Annotated in this window: 26 protein-coding genes; 14 read left to right on the top strand and 12 right to left on the bottom strand. The window is 32.6% G+C overall.

What is annotated here, in order from left to right; genetic code table 11:
• The first annotated feature begins 9 nt into the window (after nucleotides 1–9).
• The 3 genes from BUB80_RS05545 to BUB80_RS05535 all read left to right on the top strand — a co-directional run bounded on the left by BUB80_RS05545 (nucleotide 10) and on the right by BUB80_RS05535 (nucleotide 2,649).
• Nucleotides 10–1,185, top strand: a complete 1,176-nt coding sequence (locus tag BUB80_RS05545) for an aspartate aminotransferase family protein (protein ID WP_073291745.1) — start codon at nucleotides 10–12, stop codon at nucleotides 1,183–1,185.
• Nucleotides 1,186–1,375: 190 nt separating this feature from the next.
• Nucleotides 1,376–1,762, top strand: coding sequence for an START-like domain-containing protein (locus BUB80_RS05540; RefSeq protein WP_073291693.1), 387 nt, complete (start codon nucleotides 1,376–1,378; stop codon nucleotides 1,760–1,762).
• Between the two features lie 77 nt (nucleotides 1,763–1,839).
• Entirely contained in the window at nucleotides 1,840–2,649 is an 810-nt protein-coding gene (locus tag BUB80_RS05535; RefSeq protein WP_073291744.1) for an aminotransferase class IV, read from the top strand.
• A 330-nt stretch (nucleotides 2,650–2,979) separates the two neighbouring features.
• On the opposite strand, the gene BUB80_RS05530 is transcribed toward BUB80_RS05535, so the two are convergent.
• Complete coding sequence (locus BUB80_RS05530; RefSeq protein WP_073291692.1) at nucleotides 2,980–3,528, bottom strand: YqgE/AlgH family protein; 549 nt, start codon at nucleotides 3,526–3,528, stop codon at nucleotides 2,980–2,982.
• Nucleotides 3,529–3,552: 24 nt separating this feature from the next.
• Here BUB80_RS05530 and pdxH point away from each other — a divergent pair, with 24 nt between their 5' ends.
• Nucleotides 3,553–4,194: a pyridoxamine 5'-phosphate oxidase gene (gene pdxH, locus BUB80_RS05525; protein ID WP_073291690.1), complete on the top strand. Its 642-nt coding sequence runs from the start codon at nucleotides 3,553–3,555 to the stop codon at nucleotides 4,192–4,194.
• 162 nt (nucleotides 4,195–4,356) lie between these two features.
• On the opposite strand, the gene BUB80_RS05520 is transcribed toward pdxH, so the two are convergent.
• Nucleotides 4,357–4,671: an HU family DNA-binding protein gene (locus tag BUB80_RS05520; RefSeq protein ID WP_073291688.1), complete on the bottom strand. Its 315-nt coding sequence runs from the start codon at nucleotides 4,669–4,671 to the stop codon at nucleotides 4,357–4,359.
• Between the two features lie 398 nt (nucleotides 4,672–5,069).
• Between BUB80_RS05520 and panD the strand changes: the two genes are divergently transcribed.
• The 4 genes from panD to BUB80_RS05500 all read left to right on the top strand — a co-directional run bounded on the left by panD (nucleotide 5,070) and on the right by BUB80_RS05500 (nucleotide 7,915).
• Nucleotides 5,070–5,420 carry an aspartate 1-decarboxylase gene (panD, locus tag BUB80_RS05515; RefSeq protein WP_073291686.1) on the top strand — a complete coding sequence of 117 codons (351 nt, stop codon included), beginning with the start codon at nucleotides 5,070–5,072 and terminating at the stop codon, nucleotides 5,418–5,420.
• Nucleotides 5,421–5,423: 3 nt separating this feature from the next.
• Nucleotides 5,424–6,458: a lysylphosphatidylglycerol synthase transmembrane domain-containing protein gene (locus BUB80_RS05510; RefSeq protein ID WP_073291685.1), complete on the top strand. Its 1,035-nt coding sequence runs from the start codon at nucleotides 5,424–5,426 to the stop codon at nucleotides 6,456–6,458.
• A gap of 181 nt (nucleotides 6,459–6,639) precedes the next feature.
• Nucleotides 6,640–7,215, top strand: a complete 576-nt coding sequence (locus tag BUB80_RS05505; RefSeq protein ID WP_073291683.1) for a TerD family protein — start codon at nucleotides 6,640–6,642, stop codon at nucleotides 7,213–7,215.
• Nucleotides 7,216–7,246: 31 nt separating this feature from the next.
• Nucleotides 7,247–7,915 carry a TerD family protein gene (locus BUB80_RS05500; RefSeq protein WP_073291681.1) on the top strand — a complete coding sequence of 223 codons (669 nt, stop codon included), beginning with the start codon at nucleotides 7,247–7,249 and terminating at the stop codon, nucleotides 7,913–7,915.
• Between the two features lie 27 nt (nucleotides 7,916–7,942).
• Here BUB80_RS05500 and BUB80_RS05495 read toward each other — a convergent pair whose 3' ends face one another.
• From BUB80_RS05495 to BUB80_RS05470, 6 genes are all read right to left on the bottom strand, one after another.
• Complete coding sequence (locus tag BUB80_RS05495) at nucleotides 7,943–8,380, bottom strand: GNAT family N-acetyltransferase (RefSeq protein ID WP_073291679.1); 438 nt, start codon at nucleotides 8,378–8,380, stop codon at nucleotides 7,943–7,945.
• Nucleotides 8,381–8,477: 97 nt separating this feature from the next.
• The gene (tyrS, locus tag BUB80_RS05490; protein ID WP_073291677.1) at nucleotides 8,478–9,677 is read right to left on the bottom strand and encodes a tyrosine--tRNA ligase; all 1,200 of its coding nucleotides are present in this window, start codon (nucleotides 9,675–9,677) and stop codon (nucleotides 8,478–8,480) included.
• 164 nt (nucleotides 9,678–9,841) lie between these two features.
• Nucleotides 9,842–10,441, bottom strand: coding sequence for an NAD(P)H-dependent oxidoreductase (locus tag BUB80_RS05485; RefSeq protein WP_073291675.1), 600 nt, complete (start codon nucleotides 10,439–10,441; stop codon nucleotides 9,842–9,844).
• Nucleotides 10,442–10,518: 77 nt separating this feature from the next.
• Complete coding sequence (locus BUB80_RS05480; RefSeq protein ID WP_073291673.1) at nucleotides 10,519–11,343, bottom strand: helix-turn-helix domain-containing protein; 825 nt, start codon at nucleotides 11,341–11,343, stop codon at nucleotides 10,519–10,521.
• A 12-nt stretch (nucleotides 11,344–11,355) separates the two neighbouring features.
• Nucleotides 11,356–11,823, bottom strand: coding sequence for a GNAT family N-acetyltransferase (locus BUB80_RS05475; protein WP_073291672.1), 468 nt, complete (start codon nucleotides 11,821–11,823; stop codon nucleotides 11,356–11,358).
• A 3-nt stretch (nucleotides 11,824–11,826) separates the two neighbouring features.
• Nucleotides 11,827–12,447, bottom strand: a complete 621-nt coding sequence (locus BUB80_RS05470) for a TetR/AcrR family transcriptional regulator (RefSeq protein ID WP_073291670.1) — start codon at nucleotides 12,445–12,447, stop codon at nucleotides 11,827–11,829.
• Between the two features lie 90 nt (nucleotides 12,448–12,537).
• Between BUB80_RS05470 and BUB80_RS23980 the strand changes: the two genes are divergently transcribed.
• Both BUB80_RS23980 and BUB80_RS05465 read left to right on the top strand, forming a co-directional pair.
• On the top strand, nucleotides 12,538–12,666 hold the full coding sequence (locus BUB80_RS23980; protein ID WP_262484431.1) for a hypothetical protein: 129 nt from the start codon (nucleotides 12,538–12,540) through the stop codon (nucleotides 12,664–12,666).
• 19 nt (nucleotides 12,667–12,685) lie between these two features.
• Nucleotides 12,686–13,036 carry a hypothetical protein gene (locus BUB80_RS05465; protein ID WP_139262547.1) on the top strand — a complete coding sequence of 117 codons (351 nt, stop codon included), beginning with the start codon at nucleotides 12,686–12,688 and terminating at the stop codon, nucleotides 13,034–13,036.
• A 73-nt stretch (nucleotides 13,037–13,109) separates the two neighbouring features.
• Here the strand turns inward: BUB80_RS05465 and BUB80_RS05460 are convergent, their stop codons facing one another.
• A complete protein-coding gene (locus BUB80_RS05460) occupies nucleotides 13,110–15,485 on the bottom strand; it encodes a TonB-dependent receptor domain-containing protein (protein ID WP_073291666.1) in 2,376 nt (791 codons plus the stop codon).
• A gap of 572 nt (nucleotides 15,486–16,057) precedes the next feature.
• Between BUB80_RS05460 and BUB80_RS05455 the strand changes: the two genes are divergently transcribed.
• Complete coding sequence (locus BUB80_RS05455; RefSeq protein ID WP_073291665.1) at nucleotides 16,058–16,633, top strand: Crp/Fnr family transcriptional regulator; 576 nt, start codon at nucleotides 16,058–16,060, stop codon at nucleotides 16,631–16,633.
• 61 nt (nucleotides 16,634–16,694) lie between these two features.
• Nucleotides 16,695–17,705: an NAD-dependent epimerase/dehydratase family protein gene (locus tag BUB80_RS05450; protein WP_073291663.1), complete on the top strand. Its 1,011-nt coding sequence runs from the start codon at nucleotides 16,695–16,697 to the stop codon at nucleotides 17,703–17,705.
• Nucleotides 17,706–17,727: 22 nt separating this feature from the next.
• Here the strand turns inward: BUB80_RS05450 and BUB80_RS05445 are convergent, their stop codons facing one another.
• The 3 genes from BUB80_RS05445 to ampC all read right to left on the bottom strand — a co-directional run bounded on the left by BUB80_RS05445 (nucleotide 17,728) and on the right by ampC (nucleotide 20,265).
• Nucleotides 17,728–18,357, bottom strand: coding sequence for a hypothetical protein (locus BUB80_RS05445; RefSeq protein WP_073291661.1), 630 nt, complete (start codon nucleotides 18,355–18,357; stop codon nucleotides 17,728–17,730).
• 103 nt (nucleotides 18,358–18,460) lie between these two features.
• Nucleotides 18,461–18,847 carry a VOC family protein gene (locus tag BUB80_RS05440; protein WP_073291659.1) on the bottom strand — a complete coding sequence of 129 codons (387 nt, stop codon included), beginning with the start codon at nucleotides 18,845–18,847 and terminating at the stop codon, nucleotides 18,461–18,463.
• Between the two features lie 212 nt (nucleotides 18,848–19,059).
• Nucleotides 19,060–20,265 carry a class C beta-lactamase gene (gene ampC / locus BUB80_RS05435; RefSeq protein ID WP_073291657.1) on the bottom strand — a complete coding sequence of 402 codons (1,206 nt, stop codon included), beginning with the start codon at nucleotides 20,263–20,265 and terminating at the stop codon, nucleotides 19,060–19,062.
• 222 nt (nucleotides 20,266–20,487) lie between these two features.
• Between ampC and BUB80_RS05430 the strand changes: the two genes are divergently transcribed.
• Both BUB80_RS05430 and BUB80_RS05425 read left to right on the top strand, forming a co-directional pair.
• A complete protein-coding gene (locus tag BUB80_RS05430; protein WP_073291655.1) occupies nucleotides 20,488–21,048 on the top strand; it encodes a TetR/AcrR family transcriptional regulator in 561 nt (186 codons plus the stop codon).
• 40 nt (nucleotides 21,049–21,088) lie between these two features.
• Nucleotides 21,089–22,486, top strand: a complete 1,398-nt coding sequence (locus tag BUB80_RS05425; protein ID WP_073291654.1) for an MFS transporter — start codon at nucleotides 21,089–21,091, stop codon at nucleotides 22,484–22,486.

Raw genomic sequence — 22,486 nt, 5'->3', positions numbered from 1 at the left:
AAAATGGAAATACAAAAGGATTTTTTTACATACCAAGCGCAAACCACAAAATTTGCAGCAGGTTTTGAGGTTGAAAAAGCTGAAGGGAGTTATATCTATGGAAAAAACGGAAAAAAATACCTTGATTTTGTAGCGGGTGTCTCTGCCAATACATTGGGACATTCTCATCCTAAAATTGTTAATGCAATCAAAGAACAGGCAGATAAATATCTTCATGTCATGGTGTATGGAGAATATGCTCAGGAAAAGCCGGTAGCATTATGTAAATTATTAGCAGAAGCTACTCCGGATCCGTTGGAGATTACCTATTTGGTTAATAGTGGAGCAGAAGCTATTGATGGAAGTTTGAAATTAGCTAAAAGATATACGGGAAGAGAAGAAATTGTTTCTTTTAAAGATTCTTATCATGGAAATACACACGGTGCTTTAAGTGTTTCAGGAAATGAAACGCATAAAAGAGAATTTCGTCCGTTGTTGCCTATGATTTCTTTTATCGAGTTCAATAATGAAAATGATTTTGATAAGATCACCGAAAAAACAGCTTGCGTTATCTTGGAAACCATTCAAGGAGCTGCCGGATTTTTAGTTCCGAATGATGATTATTTAATTAAGCTAAAGAAGAGATGTGAAGAAGTTGGGGCACTTTTAATTTTAGATGAAATTCAACCGGGATTCGGAAGAACAGGAAAGTTATTTTCTTTTGAGCATTTCGGTATTGTTCCGGATATTTTGGTGATGGGAAAAGGAATGGGAGGTGGAGTTCCCGTGGGGGCTTTTATGAGTTCAAGAGAAATTATGGAGTCATTATCTCATTCTCCTAAACTTGGCCATATTACAACGTTTGGAGGGAATCCTTTAATTGCGGCTTCAAGTCACGCCACTTTAAAAGAAGTGTTGGAAAGTGGTTTGATGAATGAAGTGGATGAAAAAGAAAGGTTATTCAGAGAGCTGTTAGTTCATCCGAAAATTAAAAATATCAATGGGAAAGGATTGATGCTGGCTGTAAATCTAGGTTCACCGGAATATACACTGGAAGTAGCTAAAAAATGTATGGATAAAGGGCTTATTGTTTTCTGGCAATTATACAGAAATGAATATTTAAGAATATCTCCACCACTTACCCTTTCACTTGATGAGATTAGAGAAGGATGTGGTATTATTTTACAGGTTTTAGACGGAAAGTAAAACAAAAAAAGGCTCTCAACAGAAAATATACCATTGTTTTTAATGCTTTAAGTATCAGTTTAAAGAACAAGTTAAACAAGCATTTAATTTTTGTGATAAATATCATGAAGATTGCACAAAAATGTATTTAGTTTTTTGTGTAATAAAAAAATTAATTTATATATTGCGGGACGATTAAAACAAAGATTATATGGCTAAACATAAAGTCCATTACGAATTTCCAATGCATTGTCTTTCAGAGATTTTATATGAATATCTGGCGACTGCGGAGGGGTTGTCTGAATGGTTTGCGGATGAGGTAGTAGAGAAAGGCGACGATTTCTTTTTCAGTTGGGGTGGGGGTCCTGAAGAAAAGGCCACTTTGATAAGATATAAGCCTGAAGGCTTCGTTCGTTTCAGATGGGAAGAAGATGAAGGAACTAAGCATTTCTTTGAAATGACCATTACTATTGACGATATTACTGAGGACTTAGCCTTGAATATTACAGATTTCTGTGAAGAAGGAGATGAAGAGGAAAACGCAATGTATTGGGAGAACCTTATTGAGAACCTTAAAATTAAATTAGGTGCAGCTTAATGTAAGCTGTACTCCATGATAAAACTGATGAACGATTTATCGTTCATTATTTTTTTTATAATAAATTCAGATTGGCATTGGAAAATCAATATTTTACATCAGACGACTTAAATGTAAAGAATAGAGCGTTTCTTATGGGAGACGCGGTGAAGGTTTCTTTTTTTATAAGAGAAGGAAAACTGATCATGGATGAAGAATGTTATTTTTATTTGATGGCTTCCATGAGAAAAATGAGACTGAATATTCCACTAACGTACACGTTGGAATTTTTTCAGTCGCTTTTTCAAAAAGATATTATTGAAGAAAAAGGAATAAATAACGGAATTATTAACTTCCAGGTTTTCAGAAATACAGACGGTATTACATTGTCCAAGTCATCAGTTTCATATTTTTATGAAGTTGATGAAATGGATGATATCCTGTCTGTACATCAAAGACCATTGGATCTTGATTTAATTAAAGAAATCAATGTTAATAATAATTTGTTGAGCAATATCAGAGTTCATAGCTCGGAAAATATCTATGGTGAAATTTACGCTCAGGAAAATGATCTGGATGATGTGATCCTGCTTAATCCTAATAAAAGAATTGCACGTTCCACATCTGGAAATTTATTATTTTTAGAAGGTGATGTGATAAAAGTTCCAAAGCAATCTGAAGGGGCTTACATTTCTCCTTTATTAGAGAATTTTGTAACTTTTTTACATAAAAATAAACTTGCAGATACCCAAGAACACGAGATTATTGCATTTGAATCTCAGAAGGCAGAAGAAATATTAATGATTTCTGATGAGAAAGGCATATTTTCTGTAGGTAAAATAAGAAATAAGACTTTTGGAAACGCTCGCTTCTTAGAATTAGTAGAAAGCTGGAAGAAAAGTTTTTAAATTGACAAACCCGGTAAACAACAAAAGTTCCAAAGTCCTTTACCGGGTTTTATTCTGAATAAATCAGAAATTGTATTGTTTAATAATTCACTGGAATTACTCCACGAATTATTGAGCAATTTTTTTTGCTTATTTAAATTTTCGTCTTGTTTTAATAGGAATTAGAGCGACATTCACTCTTGGAAAGAAAAATAAAATAAGGTTTGTAAGTACTTTCATTTTCTTGTTTTTGGTTTATCAAATAACGGGATTATTTTCCAAAAAATTGGTTAAGAGAATCTTAAAGTTTGTTAATGTTTTATCTCTTGTTTATTAGAATAATAGTATGATTTAATTCAGTGAAATATCTTCAGGTGAATTGGCCCAAAGAAGATATTCTCCGCCTAAATTTTGCATGATAGATTTCCATAAGGTTTGATCATTAGGTAATGTGTAATCTAAATTATAGATGTCAACCACAGTCCACATTTTTCTTTCAACTTCTTGATCCAACTGATCAGCTGCCCAACCTGAATAGCCAGAGAAAATCTTAACATCATCAATATTCAGTTCTCCACTAAGAACGGAGCTTATGATATTCTCTATATCTTCCGTTAAATAAAACTCATCCGAGATGTCAGAATAGAGTTCTGTAACTTTTTTACCTTTCACAATAAAGAAGACCTTGTCGTTTTCCACAGGACCGCCATCATAGACCTCAATTTTAAAGTCAAAAAAGTTTTTGAACTTACCACTCATCTGGTTGTTTTTCTTGTTTAATATCAACCCAAATGCACCGCCTTCGTTATGTTCAACGATGAGTACTACAGATCTGGAAAAAATATCCCCGGAAATGTCAGGTGTGGAAATTAATATTTTACCTTTGTATGAGTAATTCATACTCAAATTTAATAAAAAATATTTATGGAAAACCTGCACGACCAAAGAAAAGTTTACGATAAATCCCAACTTATTGAAAGTGAGATAAAACAAAATCCAATAGAACAATTTAGGAACTGGTTTTTGGAAGCAAGTGAGAATCCGGCTATTTCCGAATCCAATGCTATGGCTGTTTCAACAATAGAGGATGATAGTTGCCCGCGAACAAGAATGGTTCTGCTGAAAGCATATACATTTGAAGGTTTCATTTTTTATACCAACTACGACAGCCGAAAAGGTAAAGCAATAGAGAAAACCCATAAAGCTTGTCTTCATTTTTTCTGGCCAAATATGGAAAGACAAATTATCATTAAAGCGAATCTGGAAAGAATTGCTGAAAACTTAAGTGATGGATATTTTCATTCCAGACCCAAAGGAAGTCAGCTTGGAGCCGCAGTTTCGCCCCAGAGTGAGATTATTCCTAACAGAGAATTTTTGGAAGAAAAATTAAAAGACTTGGAAAAGGAGTTTGAGAATAGTGAAGTTCCAAGACCTGAAAATTGGGGCGGTTACATCGCAAAACCTTATGAAATTGAATTCTGGCAAGGGAGACCCAACAGGTTACATGATAGAATTATCTATACTTTAGATGATCTAGACTGGAAAATTTCCCGTTTAGCACCATAATTTGAATATATTTTTAGTGTATGGATATCGCTAAAAAATGATTAGAATAAAGCGGTTGTTATTAGGAATGTAATGCTGAGCATATTCAAAGCATCTTTAAACAATAAGACATAAAAAAACCTCATCAATCGGTGAGGTTTGAATTTTGTATAATCTGAATGATTATTTTTTCTTTTTAGCAGCGGCAGCAGGAACGTTTGCAGTAGCTACAGCAGTAGATAGATCAGCTCCAGCTTTGAACTTAGCAACAGTTTTAGCTTCAATATTGATTGGCTTTTTAGTTGCAGGGTTGATACCTTGTCTAGCCGCTCTCTCAGCTACTGAGAAAGTACCAAAACCTACTAAAGAAACTTTTCCGTCTTTTTTCTTTAAAGTAGAAGTTACGTTACTGATGAAAGATTCTAGAGCCGCTTTAGCTGCTACTTTAGTAATACCTGCATCTTTTGCAATTGCGTCGATTAATTCAGACTTGTTCATAATTTTTAATATTAAAGTTAGTTCGTAATTATAGCAAATATAATACTATTTTCTAATTGTGCAATTTTTTTATAAAAATATGTATAATTTTTTTGATTTTGGGTGAAATCAGTTAAAATATGATAATTTGATGTTTCACGTAAAATCTACGTTACCCGTTACTAAAATCATGCCAAATGCTTATGTGTATTGACTTTAGCGAAAAGTTAATATTATTTTTTGTGTTTATCAAATCCAAAATTGGATGAAAAGAATTAAATTTTTGATAATATGTTTGTAAATTCTGCAATTAAACTGAAGATATTTTAATAATTTAAAATTAAATAACTGTGTATCTGAGAGTTTGAAAAATGGTATAAAACCTTATTTTATTTAATTTTTATTAATAAATTTGCAGTATGTTAATAGAAGTTTTCAAGTCTAAGATACACAGGGTAAGAGTTACGGCTTCAGACCTTAATTATATTGGAAGTATAACGATAGATGAAGATCTTATTGAAGGTGCCGGTTTGGTAGTTGGAGAGAGAGTGTATATCGTAAATGTGAATAACGGTGAGCGTTTTGATACCTACGTTATTAAAGGAAAAAGAAAATCAGGAGAAGTTTGTCTGAATGGTCCTGCTGCCAGAAAAGTTCAGAAGGACGACATTATTATCATTATAGCATATGCTCAGATGACACCTGAAGAAGCGAAGGATTTTCAGCCGAAGATTGTTTTCCCGGACGAAAAAACTAACCTTCTTACTTAATTCATGGCAAAAAAATCACCAAATCCATTAAAATCAATAATTACAATAGCAGTTTCTCTTGCTTTTGCAGGTTTTTTTTTGTGGCTTGCTCTTAGAGGGCTCGATTTTAAAGTAATTCAAAAATCTCTGGCAAAAGCCAATTATTTTTGGGTTTTGTTTGCCTCTGTATTTGGACTTTTAGCGTATTGGTTCAGAGCAATTCGCTGGAATCTGATGTTGGAACCAATGGGTCACCGTATTTCAAATTCTAATGCGCTTTGGTCTATATCTTTTGGATATTTAATGAATCTTACCATTCCAAGAAGTGGGGAAGTAGCTAGAGCTACAGCTTTATACGGAGTAGAAAAAGTTCCGGTTGATAAATCTATTGGAACAATTATTCTTGAAAGGGTAGTAGACCTGATGTGTATGGTTGGGTTTTTAGGGCTAACATTGATTTTTAAATTTAATACTATTGCTTCTTTTTGGAAATACATAGAAAAAGAATTCTTAAAGAAAATTGAACATTTGGTTTTTTATTTCTATGTTTTTTTAATTTCTATAGTAATACTATTGATTGTTTTTTTCATTTTTAAGTCTAAAATAAAAAGTAATATTTTTTATAAAAAGGTCATTAGTATTCTATTAGGAATTGGTGAAGGTTTAAAAACAATTTTTAATCTTAAACAAAAGAAGAAATTTATTCTTTACACGATAGGAATTTGGGTTTCTTATTATTTTGCAGCCTATTTAGTATGTTTTGCTCTTCCTGAAACTTCAAATTTTACTATTGCGGATGGATTTTTGATTTTGGTAGTAGGAACGTTCGGGATGATTATTCCTGCAAGCGGAGGAATAGGAGCTTTTAACTTAGCAATGAAATTCGGCTTTATGGCTTTATTTATTTCTATGGGGAAAAGTGGAGAAGTTGGCGGAGAGATTGGATTAACCTATTCATTTATCTCATTGCCACTGCAGATAACAATTATGTTAGTAATGGGGCTGATCTCCATTCCGATGTTAGCCAAAGCCAGAAATGAAGTGGTTGAGAAGGAATAATAATTTCATTTGATACTTTAACTTTAATAATATACAATCTCAACTTTAAATAGTTGAGATTTTTTTGGTTTATATAAAGAATTCAATTTTTGATACATCATACATAACAAATTATTTTTATTAATATATTTGGTTATTTCATAAATCAAATTTAACTTAAGGGAAAATAATTATATACACTATGGCGATTAATTTACAAAAAGGGCAAAAAATTGAATTAGGACTTACTAAAATGACCATTGGTTTAGGTTGGGACCCAAATGAGGGAACAGGATATGATTTTGACCTTGATGCTTCTGCAATCATGATAGATTCTGACAGAAAATTGGTAAGCGAAGAATGTTTTGTTTTTTATAATAATTTATATTCTCCGGATGGAGCCTTAAGTCATACAGGAGATGATCCAAATGGTAAAAGTAGCGACGGAGATGATGATGAGGCAATTATTGTAGATTTAGAGAAAGTGGATCCCAGAGTTCAAGAAATTTTATTTGTAGTAACCATTGAAGATTTTGAAAGAAGAAAACAAAATTTCGGGCAGGTAAGAAATTCTTATATCAGAGTAGTGGACAATTCAAACCATCAGGAAATTGCAAAATATGAGCTTGATGAAGATTTTTCTATTGAAACGGGTGTAGAATTCGGAAGGCTCTATAAAAGAAATGGAAGTTGGAAATTTGAAGCATCAGGAATTGGATACAGAGCAGATCTTGGATTCTTTTTAGAAAAATATTATAAAGGGCAAATCATTAAATAAAAGAGATATACAAAATAAAAAAACGATAACTATGGCAATTAACTTACAGAAAGGTCAAACGATCGATTTAAGGAAAAACGACCGTGGAGAAAGTGTTTATGATCTATCCAAAGTAACAATTGGCTTGGGATGGGACGTAAGAAAGCAAGGTGGTTTTCTTAGTAAAATATTCAGTAAAGAAGCAGAATATGATCTAGATGCCATTGCATTCCTTTTAGATGCTAACGGGAAGGTGGCTAACTTAGGAAAAACTGGTATGACCAATGATGGTAGACAGATCGCTCTTTACAAAGGGGATGTTGTTTATTTTAATTCAATGCAGCATTCAAGTGGAAATGTTTGGCTTACCGGAGACAACAGAACCGGAGCAGGAGATGGAGATGACGAACAGATTATTGTAAAGCTTGACCAACTGGACCAGAGTTATCAAAAAATATTATTTGTAGTTTCTATTTATATGGGGCGAAAAAATAACCAACATTTCGGCATGATAGACAATGCATTCATTAGAGCAGTAGACGCTAATGGAAAAGAAATTACAAAATACAGCCTTTCTGGAGATTCTAGCATGAACGGAATGTGTTCTATGGTATTTGCAGAAGCTTACCGTCATAATGGAGACTGGAAATTCCGGGCATTAGGAGAGCCACTTCAGACCGATAATTTTATGGATGTTCTTGTTCCATATACCTATAAATAAAGAAAAGTATGCTTTTGGGCATACTTTTTAGTTTGGAAATTCCATGATATAAGAATGTTCATTTTCTTCAATGGTTATAAAGCCTAAGCTGGAATATAGGTTTTGCGCTTTATTGGTTTTTAAAACACTTAATACAACAGTTTTTTGAGAAGATAATGCTTCCGCAATAATTTCTTTTAAAATCATTTTTCCAAGTCCTTTTCCTTGTTGGCTGGGATCAACCTGAAGTTGAAGTACCTCAATTTTATCTTCACTTTTGTCGATTTTTAATAACCCGATAGGTTCATTATTTAAAAGAATAATATTAGCCTTCTCAAACTGATAAAGGACTCTTTGTAAAGTAGATTCTCTATCTGTGGGAAGACTGGAATTTGCATAATGCTCATTCATGGTTTTCATTCTCAGATTAAGTAAGAAATCGAGATCGCTTACTGAGGCTTTTCTATATTGTATTTCAGTGTTCATGTGGTTAGCGGGTAAGAAAATTAATTGACGCTGTTTCTGTTTAAATTATTTTATGCAAAACGAATATATCAAAAAATTATTCTTTACCCTATCATCCTCACACCAATTCAAAGAAATTTCTTCTGCCAATCTTTATTTTCAGGTTTGGTTTTAAATCAATTTCTTGATTAGGATTTATTATTTTTAAAGTATTGATTTGTATTCCGCCACTTTCAATTAATCTTTTAACAGCAGATTTACTTACATCATTTTTAAGCTGATGACAGAGTTCAATTAATAGTATTTTATTTTTAGTGTGATGTAAAGAAGCAATAAGAACGGGTTCAAAAGCTTTCTCTTCAAAATTTTTATTCTGAAACTGATTGATAAAAAACTGTTCTGCATTTTCTGCTGATTCTAAATCATGGTATTGCTTGATAATATTTTTAGCGATCAATTTTTTAATGTTCATAGGGTTTTCACCATGTTGTATTCTTAATTTTAAGTCTTGTTTTTGTTCCAGTGAAAAATCGGTGGTCAGCTCAATAAATTCATCGATTAAAGCATCGGGAATTGACATGGTTTTCCCAAACATTTCATTCGGTTCATCCGTCAGGCCAATGGTATTATTCAAAGATTTACTCATCTTTTCTTTTCCGTCAAGTCCTTTCAGTAAAGGCATACACATGACGATCTGTGGCGAGATACTGTGAGTTTCCTGCAACTGCCTTCCCATCGTACAATTGAATAGCTGATCAGTTCCGCCCATTTCAATATCACATTCAATTTTCACAGAATCAAAACCTTGTAAAATAGGGTAAACAAGCTCATGCATGGCAATCGGAGTATTCTCTGTAAACCTTTTGTTGAAGTCATTTCGATGCATCAACTGAGCAACTGTAACTTTAGACATCAGTTGAATGACTTCCGAAAAACTCAGTCCATCCAACCAATCAGAATTGAATACAATTTTAGTTTTTTCAACATCGATTATTTTTGAAAGTTGATTGATGTAAGTCTGTGCATTATGTTGAACATCTTCTGTACTTAAAGGTTTTCTGGCTTTGTTTTTCCCTGTCGGATCACCAATTCTTGCGGTAAAACTTCCGACAATAATAATGATTTGATGTCCGAGATCTTGAAACTGTTTCAGCTTTTTAAGTACAACAGCATGACCCAAATGTAAATCTGGTGCAGTGGGATCAAAGCCTAGTTTGATGGTAAGTTTTCGGTTCTCTTCTTCGGCTTGTTTTAATTTGTGTTCCAAACCGTTTTCTGGTAGAATAATTTCTACGTTTTCTTTTAATTGATTGATCATTGTTGTTGAATTTTTAGCATAAAAAAGCCCGAACAAAACTGTTCGGGCTCTATAATATTTTGAATTATTTTTATTGAATTACAGATATAGAAGTCTTCCCGAACGATAAGTCGGGTAGTAATACTCGTTAAAAAACGGAAGACGTAATATGTTATTTAAATGCTTCATTGCTTTGCAAAGGTAAAAATTTTTTCCAAATACGTATTTCTAATCTGTTCTTTCCAAATTTCAAGATCATTGGAAGTTGCCTTATCTGCTTTATCAAAAAAGAAATGTTGATTGATCTTAAAACCACAATACGTAAAGATTCCTTTGTCGGAAGTTAGAGAAAGAGCTTTATCCATTCCGATGCGTTCATATTCTTCGTTAGATTTTCCGTGGGTATTGATGATAACGGTTTGCTTGCCGGTTAATAACCCTTTTTGAATTCCCTGATCATAGCGATAGGCAAAGCCATAACTGAAAACTCGGTCAATATAACCTTTCATGATTGCCGGCATTCCTGTCCACCAAATTGGATAAATAAAAGTAATGTGTTCTGCCCAAGAAATAAAATCCTGCTCTGCTTTTACATCATCAGAAACCTTACCCATTCTTTGGCCTTCCATATCTTCTAAGGAGAAAACCGGATTGAAATTAATTTTGTTTAAATCCCGTATTACAATTTCATGTTTCTCAGTTTCCAGAGTTTGAGTAACGGTTTGTAAAAGTTGATGATTTAAACTGTTTTCGTTCGGATGTGCGTAAATAATTAAGTGTCTCATTGTTTCTACTTTTTAAATTTTATAAGACAAAAGTAGAGGAGTTGAGGTCGCAAAAATTGTAAGAAAACGAAATGAGATTATTCAGACCTCGGATTACAAATGTCTTGCTGGAACTTTACATATTGAGAAGGTGGAATGCTTAGGAAATGTTTGAAATCATGAATGAGCTGACTTTGGTCGTAGTAATTACATTCATTGATGATATTGAACCATTCAACTTTATGCTGATTTTCTATTTCCTTTTCAATGAGGTGGATGGCTTTTAGAAAGCGGTTGTAGCGATTGATTTCTTTTGAAGAATATCCAAATTTTTCCTTTTGTTTGAGTTGAATATTCCGTTCAGACTGATTGGTTTTTTCTGCAATAGCTTTGATCGGATTTACATTTTCATCTTTAAAATTACTTAAAAGCTGACTCGTAGAATCCTGATCTTGAACGTAAGGCTGAGAAAATTTGAGAATGTGATTAACCTGTTCCTGCGTCGAGTTTATTTGGGATAGCTCATACCAAAGATCTGTAAAACAGTTTTCCGTTAAAAGTTGATCAGGATGTATGGCAAAATGATTGGAGATCATGGCTTTTCCAAAAAACCGATAGAAAGCATCATCTTTAAAATTAGCAACTAAAATGGAAGTTTTTGAAGGTAACGTATATTCAAAGGAATGTCTTATGGGACCAAAAGTAATGCATTTATCTACTGAAATGATTGTCTTTTCTTTAGTTTTCATAGACGCATTTTTTCCGAAACAGAATAATAAAATGGTTTGAAAAGTAGGTAATAATGTTTTTGTAACAGGTTGATCAGAATTGTTTTCGGCAAAGTAGAAATGCGAGAATATACTTTCAAATTCTATGGGGACTGAAATCCTGAACTGATTGTATTCTGGCTGTAATTCTTGCATTATCTTGATTTTTTATATTAAATCTTTTTTCATTTTAAAATTAGTGAGCTCAACTCCTTTTACTGTTACTATTTGTTCTTTTATCAATTTGAAACCTATTTTCTCAAAAAAAGGTTGAGCAGTTTTGCTTACATCGGCGGTCAGATATTTCTGATTCTGTTGTCTTGCTTCTTGTTCTATAAGGGTGTATAATTGTAATGCAATTCCTTGATGCTGGTGATTTTTATGTACAAATAATAAATCGATATAATTACCATTATCCAAACTGCAAAAACCAAGTATTTTATCTTGTTCAGTAGCCACTAAAATATATTGGTGATGTATGACTTGCTGCCATCTTTCTTTATTTTCAATGCCTGAACTCCATGCTTCAATTTGCTTTTGATTATAGTCTTTATGACACACAAAATGGATTGTATCTACAAAGAGTTGTTGGAGCTGGGCAAGATCATTTTTATTCCCTTTTCTAATGGTTATCATTTTCTATCTGATATATTTCGATTCATACAATTTCTGTTGTTCATCATTCAGCAACGGATAAAATAAATTCATTTGTACCAAGGTGTAATGTTTTACGGCTTCTTCTTTGTTGAGCTGCAAAGTGATTTTGTTGTGGAGAATCCAGCTATTTCCAAATATAAACATTTGGGTCAATAGATGATCCATTATAAAATCTGGAATATCTGTTCTGAAAATTGCATTTTTCTGAAAACCTTCAAAAATAATATTAAATTCTTCCTTTCTTCTGATATTCAATATTTCGTATTGAGCTTCTATTTCAGGAAGTTTGTTTAAAATATCAAGAAAATTCAGGAATATAAACTGATAAGAATAAAATATTCCAAAAGTTGCGTATGTGAAATTATAAAGACTTTCGAGATCTTTAGATTCATTCTTTTTCAAATCTGTCATCATTTGATCCATCTGGGAAATTAATTCCAGAAAGAGTTGCTTGATGATATCTTCAGAATGCTTAAAGTGATAATGAAGGTTTCCGGGACTGATATTCAGTTCCGCAGCAATATGTCTTGTCGTTATATTGTTGTAGCCTTTTTCATTAAATAGTTTAAGTGCTTTTGATACTATTTTATCTTTGGTTTTCATGATTCAAATATAAGAGAGTTTTAGATAATATTTTAAAAATTAGAACAATTGTTCTAATTTAAGTATATTTGCATGATTAAATCAAATAAAATGGAAGGGAAAAAAATGTTTGATTATGAAGAAGCTAAAAAGAATCCTGCAAAAAAAGATATGCAGGAAACGGTTGTGAAAGTTTTACAGGTTCTTTTAGGAATTTTGATGGCTATTTTACATGCTTAAGAAATATAAAATTTCCTATTTGTTTTTACTGGGATTGCTGGCTTGGCTTTTAATTATTGTGCTGAGACGCAAGGAAATCATCATTCCTTATGTGAACAATTATTTTACAGATCTTATCACAGTTCCAATGTATTGTTATCTGATAGAATACGTCATGAATACAGTATTGGGCTTCCAATGGAAACCCAATTTTCAATTTGTATTAACCTCAGTTTTGTATTTGTCTTTATTATTTGAAGTGGTTTGCCCTTCGATATCCACTCGGTTTACAGGAGATATTTTGGATGTTGTGGCTTATGCTGTGGGAGGAATAATCTATTATATTTTAAAGATAAACAATGGAATTCTGAAACAGCTAATTTTTAAATAGGAAGCTATTTAAGTGTTGAAGTCTGTTGTACCTTTTATGGTTGAATTTTTAATGAATTTAAAAAGACGTATTTTTAATTTCCACCTCCAGCTCTGTTAGATTCCTCAAATTTCACTTCTTTCGTACTTCCTTTTACATCATTATTCCCGAATTTGTAGGTTACAGAAAGATAGATATTCCTTGTGATGCCTTTGTAATAATATTCTACATTATAGTTGGGATAATATTCTATGCCTTTGGATCGGTTGGTATTCAGAAAATCATTGACATATAAATTGATCAAAAGATTTTTCTTCATCAGATTCAGTTTCACTCCAGTGTACAAGGAAGCATTTCCATAATAGTAGGTATTTCCGTCTCTGTTTGGAATGTTACTCCACAAACCAAGCATGAGCGTAACTGTTTTATCTTTGTTGAGGAAGAAATTGTTATCAAGATTAAAGTTAGCGCTATATCCTGCAGGCGCCGAAACTGCTTCCGGCAGATAAGATTTTGATTTAGCATAAAACCCATTCACGAAAATATTAGATTCCAGCCATTTCAGCTTGTTGTAATTATAACTGATGTTGATTCCGGCTTGATCTTCATTGTAGAAATTCTTTACAATGCTGTATTTTAGATTGCCTTCCACCATTTGAATCCTGTCCCAATCGTCTTTATTTCTGTTGTAGTATAAGGTAATATTGAAGTTGTTTTTGATGACATATCCAAATTCAAAATTATCAGAAAATGAGGGAAGCAGGTAAGGATTTCCTGTGTTGTATTCAAATTCGGATGTGTAATATCTGAAGGGATTCAGGTTTCCGAAATACGGACGTTTAATTCTTCTTGAGTAATTTAATGAGAATGTATTGTTTTCATTCGGTTTATAGCTCACATAAGCTGTTGGAAAAAACTTTCCGTATTTGAATTTTGCAGAAGTATCATCATTTAAAGAAATTCCTTCAAGATTGGTGTATTCATAACGAAGTCCGGCTTTTGCATCCCATTTATCATTGATCTTGAAGCTGGTAGAAACATACGCCGCGTAGTTTTCTTCATTGTAGAAGAAAGTATTCGTTCTGTCTTTGTTTACAATATATTCTCCGTTGTTGATGTTGAAAAAATTAAACTCAGAATCATTTTTGATCTTGGTATATTTTAATCCGGCTTCTGTTTTTATTTTAGCAAAATTTTTCTCTAAATCTGCCTGCCCTGAATAAATTCTGTATTTACTGATAGGATTGGCAAAAGTAGAAATGGTGTTTGAGGTTACGGTATTATAAAAGTTTCGGGCATTGGCGTCGTTCATTAATAAATTGGCAGAAATACTCAGTTTGCTTCCCAGCGTATCAAGTTTTATATCATAGAAAGCGATGGTATTATGAACGTTTCTACGGTTTCTGTTTTTACTGTCTGAGAATAAATTAGTCATTCCTTCTTCATTGGAAATAGACGTGTAATTTTGTGCTTGCTCAAGCGGATTGCTAAACGAGTAATTATAATTAATTCCTATCAGATTTTTATCATTGATTTTATATTCTGCTTTTACATTTCCGCCTTTATACTTGTAGTTGTTTGAGCTTTTGCTGTCTGTTTTCCAGTAATCGGAATTTCCGTTTCCTGTTAAATAATTGTAAGAGGTATTTTCCCAGTAATTATCACCCACCGATAAATTTGCGGTAAGGGATAATTTGCTTCCTTGATAATTAAAAGCTAGTCCGCTTCTTGTAGAAGTGGCAGGTCTTCCACCATAATAACTTCCTGAAGTTTGGATAGATCCGTTCCAGCCAAGGCTCGTATTTTTCTTTAAAATAATATTAATTAATCCACTTTTCCCTTCTGCTTCATATTTGGCGGGTGGAGTTGTGATGACCTCGATTTTTGCAACATCATCGGAACGCAATGTTTTTAAATAATTGATAAGTTCCTGACCCGATAAATTTAGTAACCGATCATTCACCATAATGGCAACATTGCTTTTTCCTGCAATGGTAATGGCGTCATCTGTGGTACGCACCATCGGAGTTTTTGCCAAAGCTTCTATAACATCAATTCCTTGTGAAGCCACAGAATTTTCAACATTAAAAACCAATCTGTCAACTTTTCTTTCAAATAGTTTTTTCTTAACGGTAACTGTTACGCCATCTATTTTTTGTTCTGTAACAGGAGCTTCTTCCTTAATCTGAATATCTTTCTTTTCGTTTCCTTTTACAGATATATTTTCGCTGTTGGTTTTAACGCCATCTTTGATGATCTCCAATACATAATTACCATTTTCTTTAAGCGCAATCTTAAACATTCCTTTCTCATCCGTGATGGTAGAAAATTTCACATTGTTTTTTGTAATAAGAACTTCTGTATCTGCAACCGGTTTATTTTCTTTGTTGGTGATCGTTCCTTCAATGCTTTGGGAAAACAGAAATGAAGAGAAAACGAGACTTAATAGAAATAATATTTTTTGATTCATGGTAATGCTTTACTCTAATGACAGTTAATCAATGAGAAATATTACATGATTGAGTGAAAAATTTTAAAATTTAGTTTTACGTTATTTATAAACTTGTTTAAACATTTTATTTAACCACAAAAGGCACAAAAGATCAGATGATATAATATAAAGCTTATCCTTAAAGTAAAAAAAAGAAAACATAGCCTTTAAAAATCTTTGTATATTGAGCGGAGTCGAAATATTATTCTTTTGAAAACTTTTAGTCATCTATTAACAATTGTGAAAACATCTTTTGACTCTTTTGCAGTTAAATTTAAAATTAGTTTGAATAGACTTTATTTTAACCACAAAAGTTACAACAGACTTTAACACTTAAGATTTATTTAAGTAAAAATCATGCTGTTGACAAGAACACTTAAGTTTTTTGAAAATCTTTGATTTTCTTCTTATGTAAAATTTTTATTTTCAAAGTATTTAAAAACTAAAGTGTTCTAAAGTGTTAAAATAAAACTTTTGTATTCCCTTTTGTGATTAAATTTTAAATAGCTTAAAAACACTTTGAGTAAATTTGTACATAATTCCAAAAAACAATGCACGATAAGCTTTTGAAATTCATAGAATCTGGTTACCACTTCAACGCTGATGAGGTTGAGAGACTCAAAATTTATTTTGAACCCGTTGAATTTCCCAAGAATACAATTATTGAAGCCGAAGGAGATATTCCGCAGTATTTGTATTACATTGTTTCAGGCTATTTGAGGTTGTTTCATTTTGACGAACTTGGAAATGAAATAACGACCCATATTAATTGTCCACCAGGATTTTTCACCTCTTATTTTAATTTTATCAATCAAACCAAGTCTGAGGAAAATGTAGAGTGTATTACAGCGTGTGAACTATTAAGGATAACAAAAGGAAATCTGGATAAACTCACCAATGAAAGCCCTGGAATGAAGGATTTTAGTATTTCGGTATTCCAGGAATCGATTACGTATAATGAAAATCGGTCCAAAGAATTATCTACTTTAAATGCTGAACAGCGGTATGTAAAACTCATTAAAAACTATCCCGGAATTATTCAGAATGTCCCTATCCAATACATTGCTTCATTTTTAGGAATGAAACCTGAAAGTCTCAGCCGAATCCGAAGAAAATTAATTAACTAACAAAAGTCAAGTGCTTTTTATCCTGTGAGAATGAACTTTGTATCATCAAAAATTAAGTAAAATGATACGAGATAATTTAAGTTTAGTTTCAGGTGCAAACGGACATTTAGGAAATAATTTAGTACGATTTTTATTACAAAAAGGTATTCCTGTTCGTGCAACGGTGAGAAATATTAATAATAGAAAGCCTTTTGAAGGATTAGACTGTGAAGTGGTACAGGCTGATATTACTGATAAAGCATCATTTGTAAAAGCGCTTCAAGGCGTGGAAACGTTCTATGCTGTTGGCGCTTCTTTCAAGTTGTGGGCAAAAGATCCTAAGAAAGAAATTTACGATGTAAATATCGAAGGAACGCGTAACACCATTGAGGCAGCCGCTGAAGCCGGTGTGAAAAGAATTGTTTATGTAAGTTCAATTGCTGCATTAGATTATACAAAACTTCCAACGAAGGAAAGCAATGGATATAATCCGGACCGAAGAGATATGTATTATAACTCTAAAAATGACGGCGAAAAACTGGCTTTTGAATTGGCAAAAAAACTGGGAATAGAATTAGTTGCCGTAATGCCTTCTGCGATGATCGGAAGTGAAGCTTCTCTTCCTTTGAATGTGTCTTATGGTGTTTTAAAATTAATCATCAACAAACAAATTCCTGTTGATACCAAAATAACCCTGAACTGGATTGATGTAAAAGATGTTGCTGAAGGCTGTTATCTTGCTGCACAAAAAGGACGTAGCGGAGAACGGTATATTCTTGCGAATGAAAACTGCATGACGATTACCGATACAACGATTTTGGCACATAAACTATATCCGGAGCTCGATCTAAAAGTTCCGAGTGCTGTACCCAAATTTTTGCTTTATACGATTGCCGGAATTATGGAATTTTCTGCAAAATTAAATGGCAAAGCTCCCGTTCTTACCAGAAAAGATATTGCCATGTTTTCAGGATTGCAGCAGAATTTTGACATTTCTAAATCCAGAAATGAATTAGGTTTTAACCCTAAAAAACCTGAGTACGCTGTAAAAGAAGCGTTGGAGTATTTAATGGAACATAAAGAATTACTGTAAAGAGGCCACAAAAGGTCTCTTTTTATTTTGGGATATGAAGTTTGATAATAGATCCTTTGTAATATTTAGTCATATCATATAAATCGGAGAAGTAAGTGTAAATCGTAGAAGCATCATCTTCAATGGCTAAATTTCCTTCATTTGCATTGAACTGACTTTCAGCAAAAGCATAAAGGTCTTTATAATCTGATTTTAGAAAATCTCTGAGGATATTTTTCTCGTCCCGTTTTATCATATCTGTATAAAAAATTCCGTAGATCAGAAACTGATTAAATTTTTGAGAGTCGGTAACGTAATTTAAATGATGTTTAGAATGTTTTTCGTAATCTGAAAGTATTTGATGAAAATTTTTAACATGATTCTCGGATAAAATTTCATAAAAAAAATCAAACCCGTTAATAAAGAGTTGAGTTTTTAATTCTTCGCGATCTGCTTTATATTGATTGTTAAACCATGAAAAAATGGGTAACAATTCTTCTCTGGTAAGGGTTTCAAGAGAATCTGTTAATTTATTTTTAATAATTTCCAGGCTCGTTTGTTTGTCGTCAGGTAAGAAATCTAATATGTTTTTTTCTTCACGACATAGCTTATTATACAAATTTATTTTCGCAATAGTAGGATTGGTCTTTATAAAATAAAGTTCTTCTGGCATATATTTTTGCCAATTATGTTGTTAAAACTGGTATAACGGCTAATAAAGATACAAAATATGTATCCATTTCAATTAAAAAAATAATATGCTATACGTTGGATTTTTATTGAGTCGGAAGAGTTGCATGTATTGCAATCCTGTTTCCTTCTGAATCTTCAAATTCGGCTACAGCAAAACCGAGTTTTTCATTGATTTTTTTAGGATATAAAATGGTCCCACCGTTTTGTATCACTTGCAGCAAAGTATGATCAATATTTTCTGTTTTAAAATAAATGATTACACCTTCTTTAGTGGGTTTATAAACATCACCTTTTGCCAAAGCGCCTGTGATTCCGCTATTTTTTTCTTCAAAGGGAAATAATGCCATTTCATACTCATCAATGATTTCTTTTTCAAAACTAAAATTGAAAACGGATGTATAAAATTTCTGGGCACGTTCCAGATCATTCATCGGAATTTCAAAATAGATAACAGGATTAGATGTATTCATATTTTTTATTGGTATTTGTTTTTCGGTTGGTTGGCATGAATAAAAGAATAGTAATAGTAAGCAAGCTGAGGTGAGTAGGATATTTTTGTTGGATGTCATATAACAAAAATACTATTTTCTAAAATGTAATAAAGTCTGTATTAGACTGTTCTTATAAGAAAAATGACAACCGCTAAGTTGTCATTTGTTGATTGATAAAAAATATGAATTTATTAAAGCTTGTTTTTGGGATTATCCAGATATGAAAGAATTTTATAGGCGGTTTCCACTCTTGGCTTGATGGGATAATTTTTATTCGCCAGTATCACAATACCAATCTTTTTTGATGGAATATAGATGACGTATGATGCAAAACCATTTGTTGAACCTGTTTTATTGATCACCACATTAGGCTGTGGCTTCATAGGAGGGGTTAATGGCTTGATATCACTGGCTTTGTATGCCATCTCAGCTGCATTTCCTTCAAGCAGTTGAGATAGAGATGCCGGATAATTGTATTGCTCCCAAATAAGATCCTGTGTCATTGATCCCGTTGTAAAATAGCCTGTATGGGTTGCCTGTAAAGCTTTAGACAATGGAGTATCTGTAGTACCAACTCCCATATTGCGATCTACAAATTTCAGCATGTCTTGTGTACATGATTTTATACCATAAGCTTCATTAGCCAATACAGCAGGGTTTAGCCTTACAGGTTGATCTTCTTTATTATAACCTTGTGCATAATCACCCATTTTATTTTGAGGAACGTCATAAAAAGTGTTGGTCATTCCTATTTTTGAAAAAACATGATCTGTCATGGCTTTAGTAAAAGGCTCATTCATTGTTTTTCCGGCTATAACTCCCAATAAGCCGATACTGGGATTTGAATATACCCTTTTGGTGTTTGGAGCATACAGGGGAATCCAAGTTTTATAGTAGTTCATTAATTGTTCATCAGTGGTAATATTATCCGGTAGTTGCAAAGGAAGTCCTCCTGCTATATGCGTTCCTAAATAATACAATTTTACAGAATCAAACACTGTGTTTTTTAGATAAGGTAAATATTTACTTACAGGAGCTTGCATATCCAGCTTGCCATTAATTTGGGAGAGGCTCGCCAAGGTTACGGTAAACGTTTTACTTATCGAACCAAGTTCAAATAAAGATTGATTAGTAACGGGTTGGTTACTTTCTTTAGAGAGTATTCCATAATTGAAAAAAGAATGTTTACCATCTACCGTTATGGCGATACTCATACCGGGAATCTTATTTTCGCTCATGAGAGGTTTGGCAAGGCTGTCTATTAAAGTTTTAATATCTGTTGATGCTTCTTTTTTTGTTGCCTTACAGCTATAAAGATTTAGTAATATACAGATCATTAAAAAGCCTGTAATTTGCCCTATAATTACTTTTGGGTGAATGGTTTTTCTTAAATTCATATCGTTATTTTATGGGATACATTCTTACGACCCTAAAATTACGTTGTTTATTTTAATCTGTTGGTGGTATAAAGGTTGTTTTAATTTTTCTCTTGTTGATTGATTATTCCCTATGTCAATTTAAAATATTGATAAATAAGGCTTTGACTTAATTAGTTCTTTCTAAAATATAAAAATAGATAGACTTATCTATTTTTAATGTAGATTTGTAAAAAATTTAAGATGAAGACTGAAAAAGTTAAAGAAAGGATCATTAGAGTTGCCTCAGATTTGTTTTATAAGCAAGGTTTTAATTCAACCGGAATTAATCAGATTATTGCCGAAGCTGATATTGCAATTGGTTCTTTGTACAACCATTTCTCATCTAAAAATGAACTTCTTCAGGCGTATCTTATCAAGGAAGAATTGGAATGGTTCAATGGATTCGAAGAGCATGCTGTAAACCTTTCATCTGCAAAAGATAAATTGTTGGCGTTAGTTGATTACCGCAAAAAACTTCAAGATTCTACAAATTTTGCAGGTTGCCATTTTATAAAGATCATTTCTGAAGTGGGAGAGAGCAATCCTGCGATAAGCGATTTTGTGAAGAAGCATAAAGAAAAACAGAAAACATTAATTAATGATATTGTACGTGAATTGCCTGAACAAGAATCTATCGATATTGATGAAGTCACGGAAACCATTTTTATAGTATTGGAAGGAGCATTGGTGATTTCAACAATTAATAAAAATACAAAAGGCTTTGACCATGCTAAAAAAATAATTCAGGAAATTGTTTCCTAATTTTTTTTACTCCGAAATAAATAGATAACTCTATATAAAAATGAGATCAAATTATCTGAAACTAACCGTTATCCTTTTCGCCCAGCTTCTGAGCATCATGGATATTTTTATTATTAATGTTTCCATACCGTCTATTCAGCGGGATATTCATGCTTCCAACGGACAAATGCAATTAATCATTGCTGCTTATCTTATCGGTTTTGCTTCCTTTCTCATTACTGGAGGAAGATTGGGAGATCTCTATGGTAGAAAGCGATTGTTTATTGTAGGGTTGATTCTTTTTATGATTAGTTCCATCACTTGTGGATTCTCAACGAATTCTTTATTTCTTATTATCTCTCGGTTTATGCAAGGGTTTAGTGCAGCCTTGATGTCGCCGCAGGTTTTATCAATGATTCAGATTTTATTTCCCGAACATCATGAACGTACAAAAGCAATGAGCTGGTACGGAATAACGATTGGAATCGGAACGATTTTAGGACAATTTTTGGGTGGCTATTTTTCATCTCTAACATTCATCAATGAAGCTTGGAGGTTGATTTTCTTTATTAATATTCCTATTTGCCTTTTCGCTGTTGTTCTAGGTTTTAAGTTATTAGATGAATCTAAAATAACGATTACAGAAAGGTTTGATTTTTTAGGCGTTGCTTTATTAGCGATAGGATTATTTTGCTTTACGTATGCATTAACCATTTCAGAGCATGGAAGCTTTGGTATTGAAAGTATTGTTTTGATGGTGATTTCTGTAATACTTTTGGCTTACTTTATTAAAAATCAAAAAAATAGAATATTGAAAAATAAACCTTATTTGATTGATTTCAAATTATTTACATTTAAAAACTTCAACATAGGAATTCTTGCCGTTTCTTTTTTCTTTATTATGTTGGATTCTTATTTCTATGTCTTGTCTATTTTCTTTCAGGAAGGATTGAAAATTAATCCTTTAGATTCCGGAGAAATTATTGTTTTTCAGGGATTTGGTTTTATTCTCGCATCTGTTTTCTCTGCAAAACTCATTTTACGATATGGCAAAAAAGTTTTGATCTTGGGATTAATATTAATCATTACTGTTTTAATGCTTCAAGGATATTTTTTTACAGAAACTCCCTCAATTCCTATCCTCTATTTGTTACTCTTTATGCATGGAGTAGGTGTGGGAAGTATAATCCCGTCCTTAGCCAATATTGCCTTGTCAGGAATTCCGAAAGATCTTATGGGAAATGCTTCAGGTGTATATATTACATTGCAGCAGACGGCGGCGATTATCGGAATTATCATCGTTGGAAGTCTGTTCTATTATTTTTTAGGACAACAGCCTTTAGTCTCAGATTATCAAAAAGCCTTCAAAATTGCTTTAGCCACCAATATTATATGCTTGATTGCAGTTATCGTTTTGATTGTGAAAGTCCCAGAAAGTATTTTGCCTGTGAAAAAGTAG

This window comes from Chryseobacterium polytrichastri, from assembly GCF_900142445.1.
Classification (GTDB): domain Bacteria; phylum Bacteroidota; class Bacteroidia; order Flavobacteriales; family Weeksellaceae; genus Chryseobacterium; species Chryseobacterium polytrichastri.
This window is presented reverse-complemented; position numbering and strand designations above follow the sequence as displayed.

Coding starts and splice junctions, on each gene's coding strand:
- BUB80_RS05540 (WP_073291693.1), top strand. CDS start 1,376: ATGGCTAAACATAAAGTCCATTACGAATTTCCAATGCATTGTCTTTCA.
- BUB80_RS05530 (WP_073291692.1), bottom strand. CDS start 3,528: ATGAATTACTCATACAAAGGTAAAATATTAATTTCCACACCTGACATT.
- pdxH (WP_073291690.1), top strand. CDS start 3,553: ATGGAAAACCTGCACGACCAAAGAAAAGTTTACGATAAATCCCAACTT.
- BUB80_RS05520 (WP_073291688.1), bottom strand. CDS start 4,671: ATGAACAAGTCTGAATTAATCGACGCAATTGCAAAAGATGCAGGTATT.
- panD (WP_073291686.1), top strand. CDS start 5,070: ATGTTAATAGAAGTTTTCAAGTCTAAGATACACAGGGTAAGAGTTACG.
- BUB80_RS05510 (WP_073291685.1), top strand. CDS start 5,424: ATGGCAAAAAAATCACCAAATCCATTAAAATCAATAATTACAATAGCA.
- BUB80_RS05505 (WP_073291683.1), top strand. CDS start 6,640: ATGGCGATTAATTTACAAAAAGGGCAAAAAATTGAATTAGGACTTACT.
- BUB80_RS05500 (WP_073291681.1), top strand. CDS start 7,247: ATGGCAATTAACTTACAGAAAGGTCAAACGATCGATTTAAGGAAAAAC.
- BUB80_RS05495 (WP_073291679.1), bottom strand. CDS start 8,380: ATGAACACTGAAATACAATATAGAAAAGCCTCAGTAAGCGATCTCGAT.
- tyrS (WP_073291677.1), bottom strand. CDS start 9,677: ATGATCAATCAATTAAAAGAAAACGTAGAAATTATTCTACCAGAAAAC.
- BUB80_RS05485 (WP_073291675.1), bottom strand. CDS start 10,441: ATGAGACACTTAATTATTTACGCACATCCGAACGAAAACAGTTTAAAT.
- BUB80_RS05480 (WP_073291673.1), bottom strand. CDS start 11,343: ATGCAAGAATTACAGCCAGAATACAATCAGTTCAGGATTTCAGTCCCC.
- BUB80_RS05475 (WP_073291672.1), bottom strand. CDS start 11,823: ATGATAACCATTAGAAAAGGGAATAAAAATGATCTTGCCCAGCTCCAA.
- BUB80_RS05470 (WP_073291670.1), bottom strand. CDS start 12,447: ATGAAAACCAAAGATAAAATAGTATCAAAAGCACTTAAACTATTTAAT.
- BUB80_RS23980 (WP_262484431.1), top strand. CDS start 12,538: ATGGAAGGGAAAAAAATGTTTGATTATGAAGAAGCTAAAAAGAATCCT.
- BUB80_RS05460 (WP_073291666.1), bottom strand. CDS start 15,485: ATGAATCAAAAAATATTATTTCTATTAAGTCTCGTTTTCTCTTCATTT.
- BUB80_RS05455 (WP_073291665.1), top strand. CDS start 16,058: ATGCACGATAAGCTTTTGAAATTCATAGAATCTGGTTACCACTTCAAC.
- BUB80_RS05450 (WP_073291663.1), top strand. CDS start 16,695: ATGATACGAGATAATTTAAGTTTAGTTTCAGGTGCAAACGGACATTTA.
- BUB80_RS05445 (WP_073291661.1), bottom strand. CDS start 18,357: ATGCCAGAAGAACTTTATTTTATAAAGACCAATCCTACTATTGCGAAA.
- BUB80_RS05440 (WP_073291659.1), bottom strand. CDS start 18,847: ATGAATACATCTAATCCTGTTATCTATTTTGAAATTCCGATGAATGAT.
- ampC (WP_073291657.1), bottom strand. CDS start 20,265: ATGAATTTAAGAAAAACCATTCACCCAAAAGTAATTATAGGGCAAATT.
- BUB80_RS05430 (WP_073291655.1), top strand. CDS start 20,488: ATGAAGACTGAAAAAGTTAAAGAAAGGATCATTAGAGTTGCCTCAGAT.
- BUB80_RS05425 (WP_073291654.1), top strand. CDS start 21,089: ATGAGATCAAATTATCTGAAACTAACCGTTATCCTTTTCGCCCAGCTT.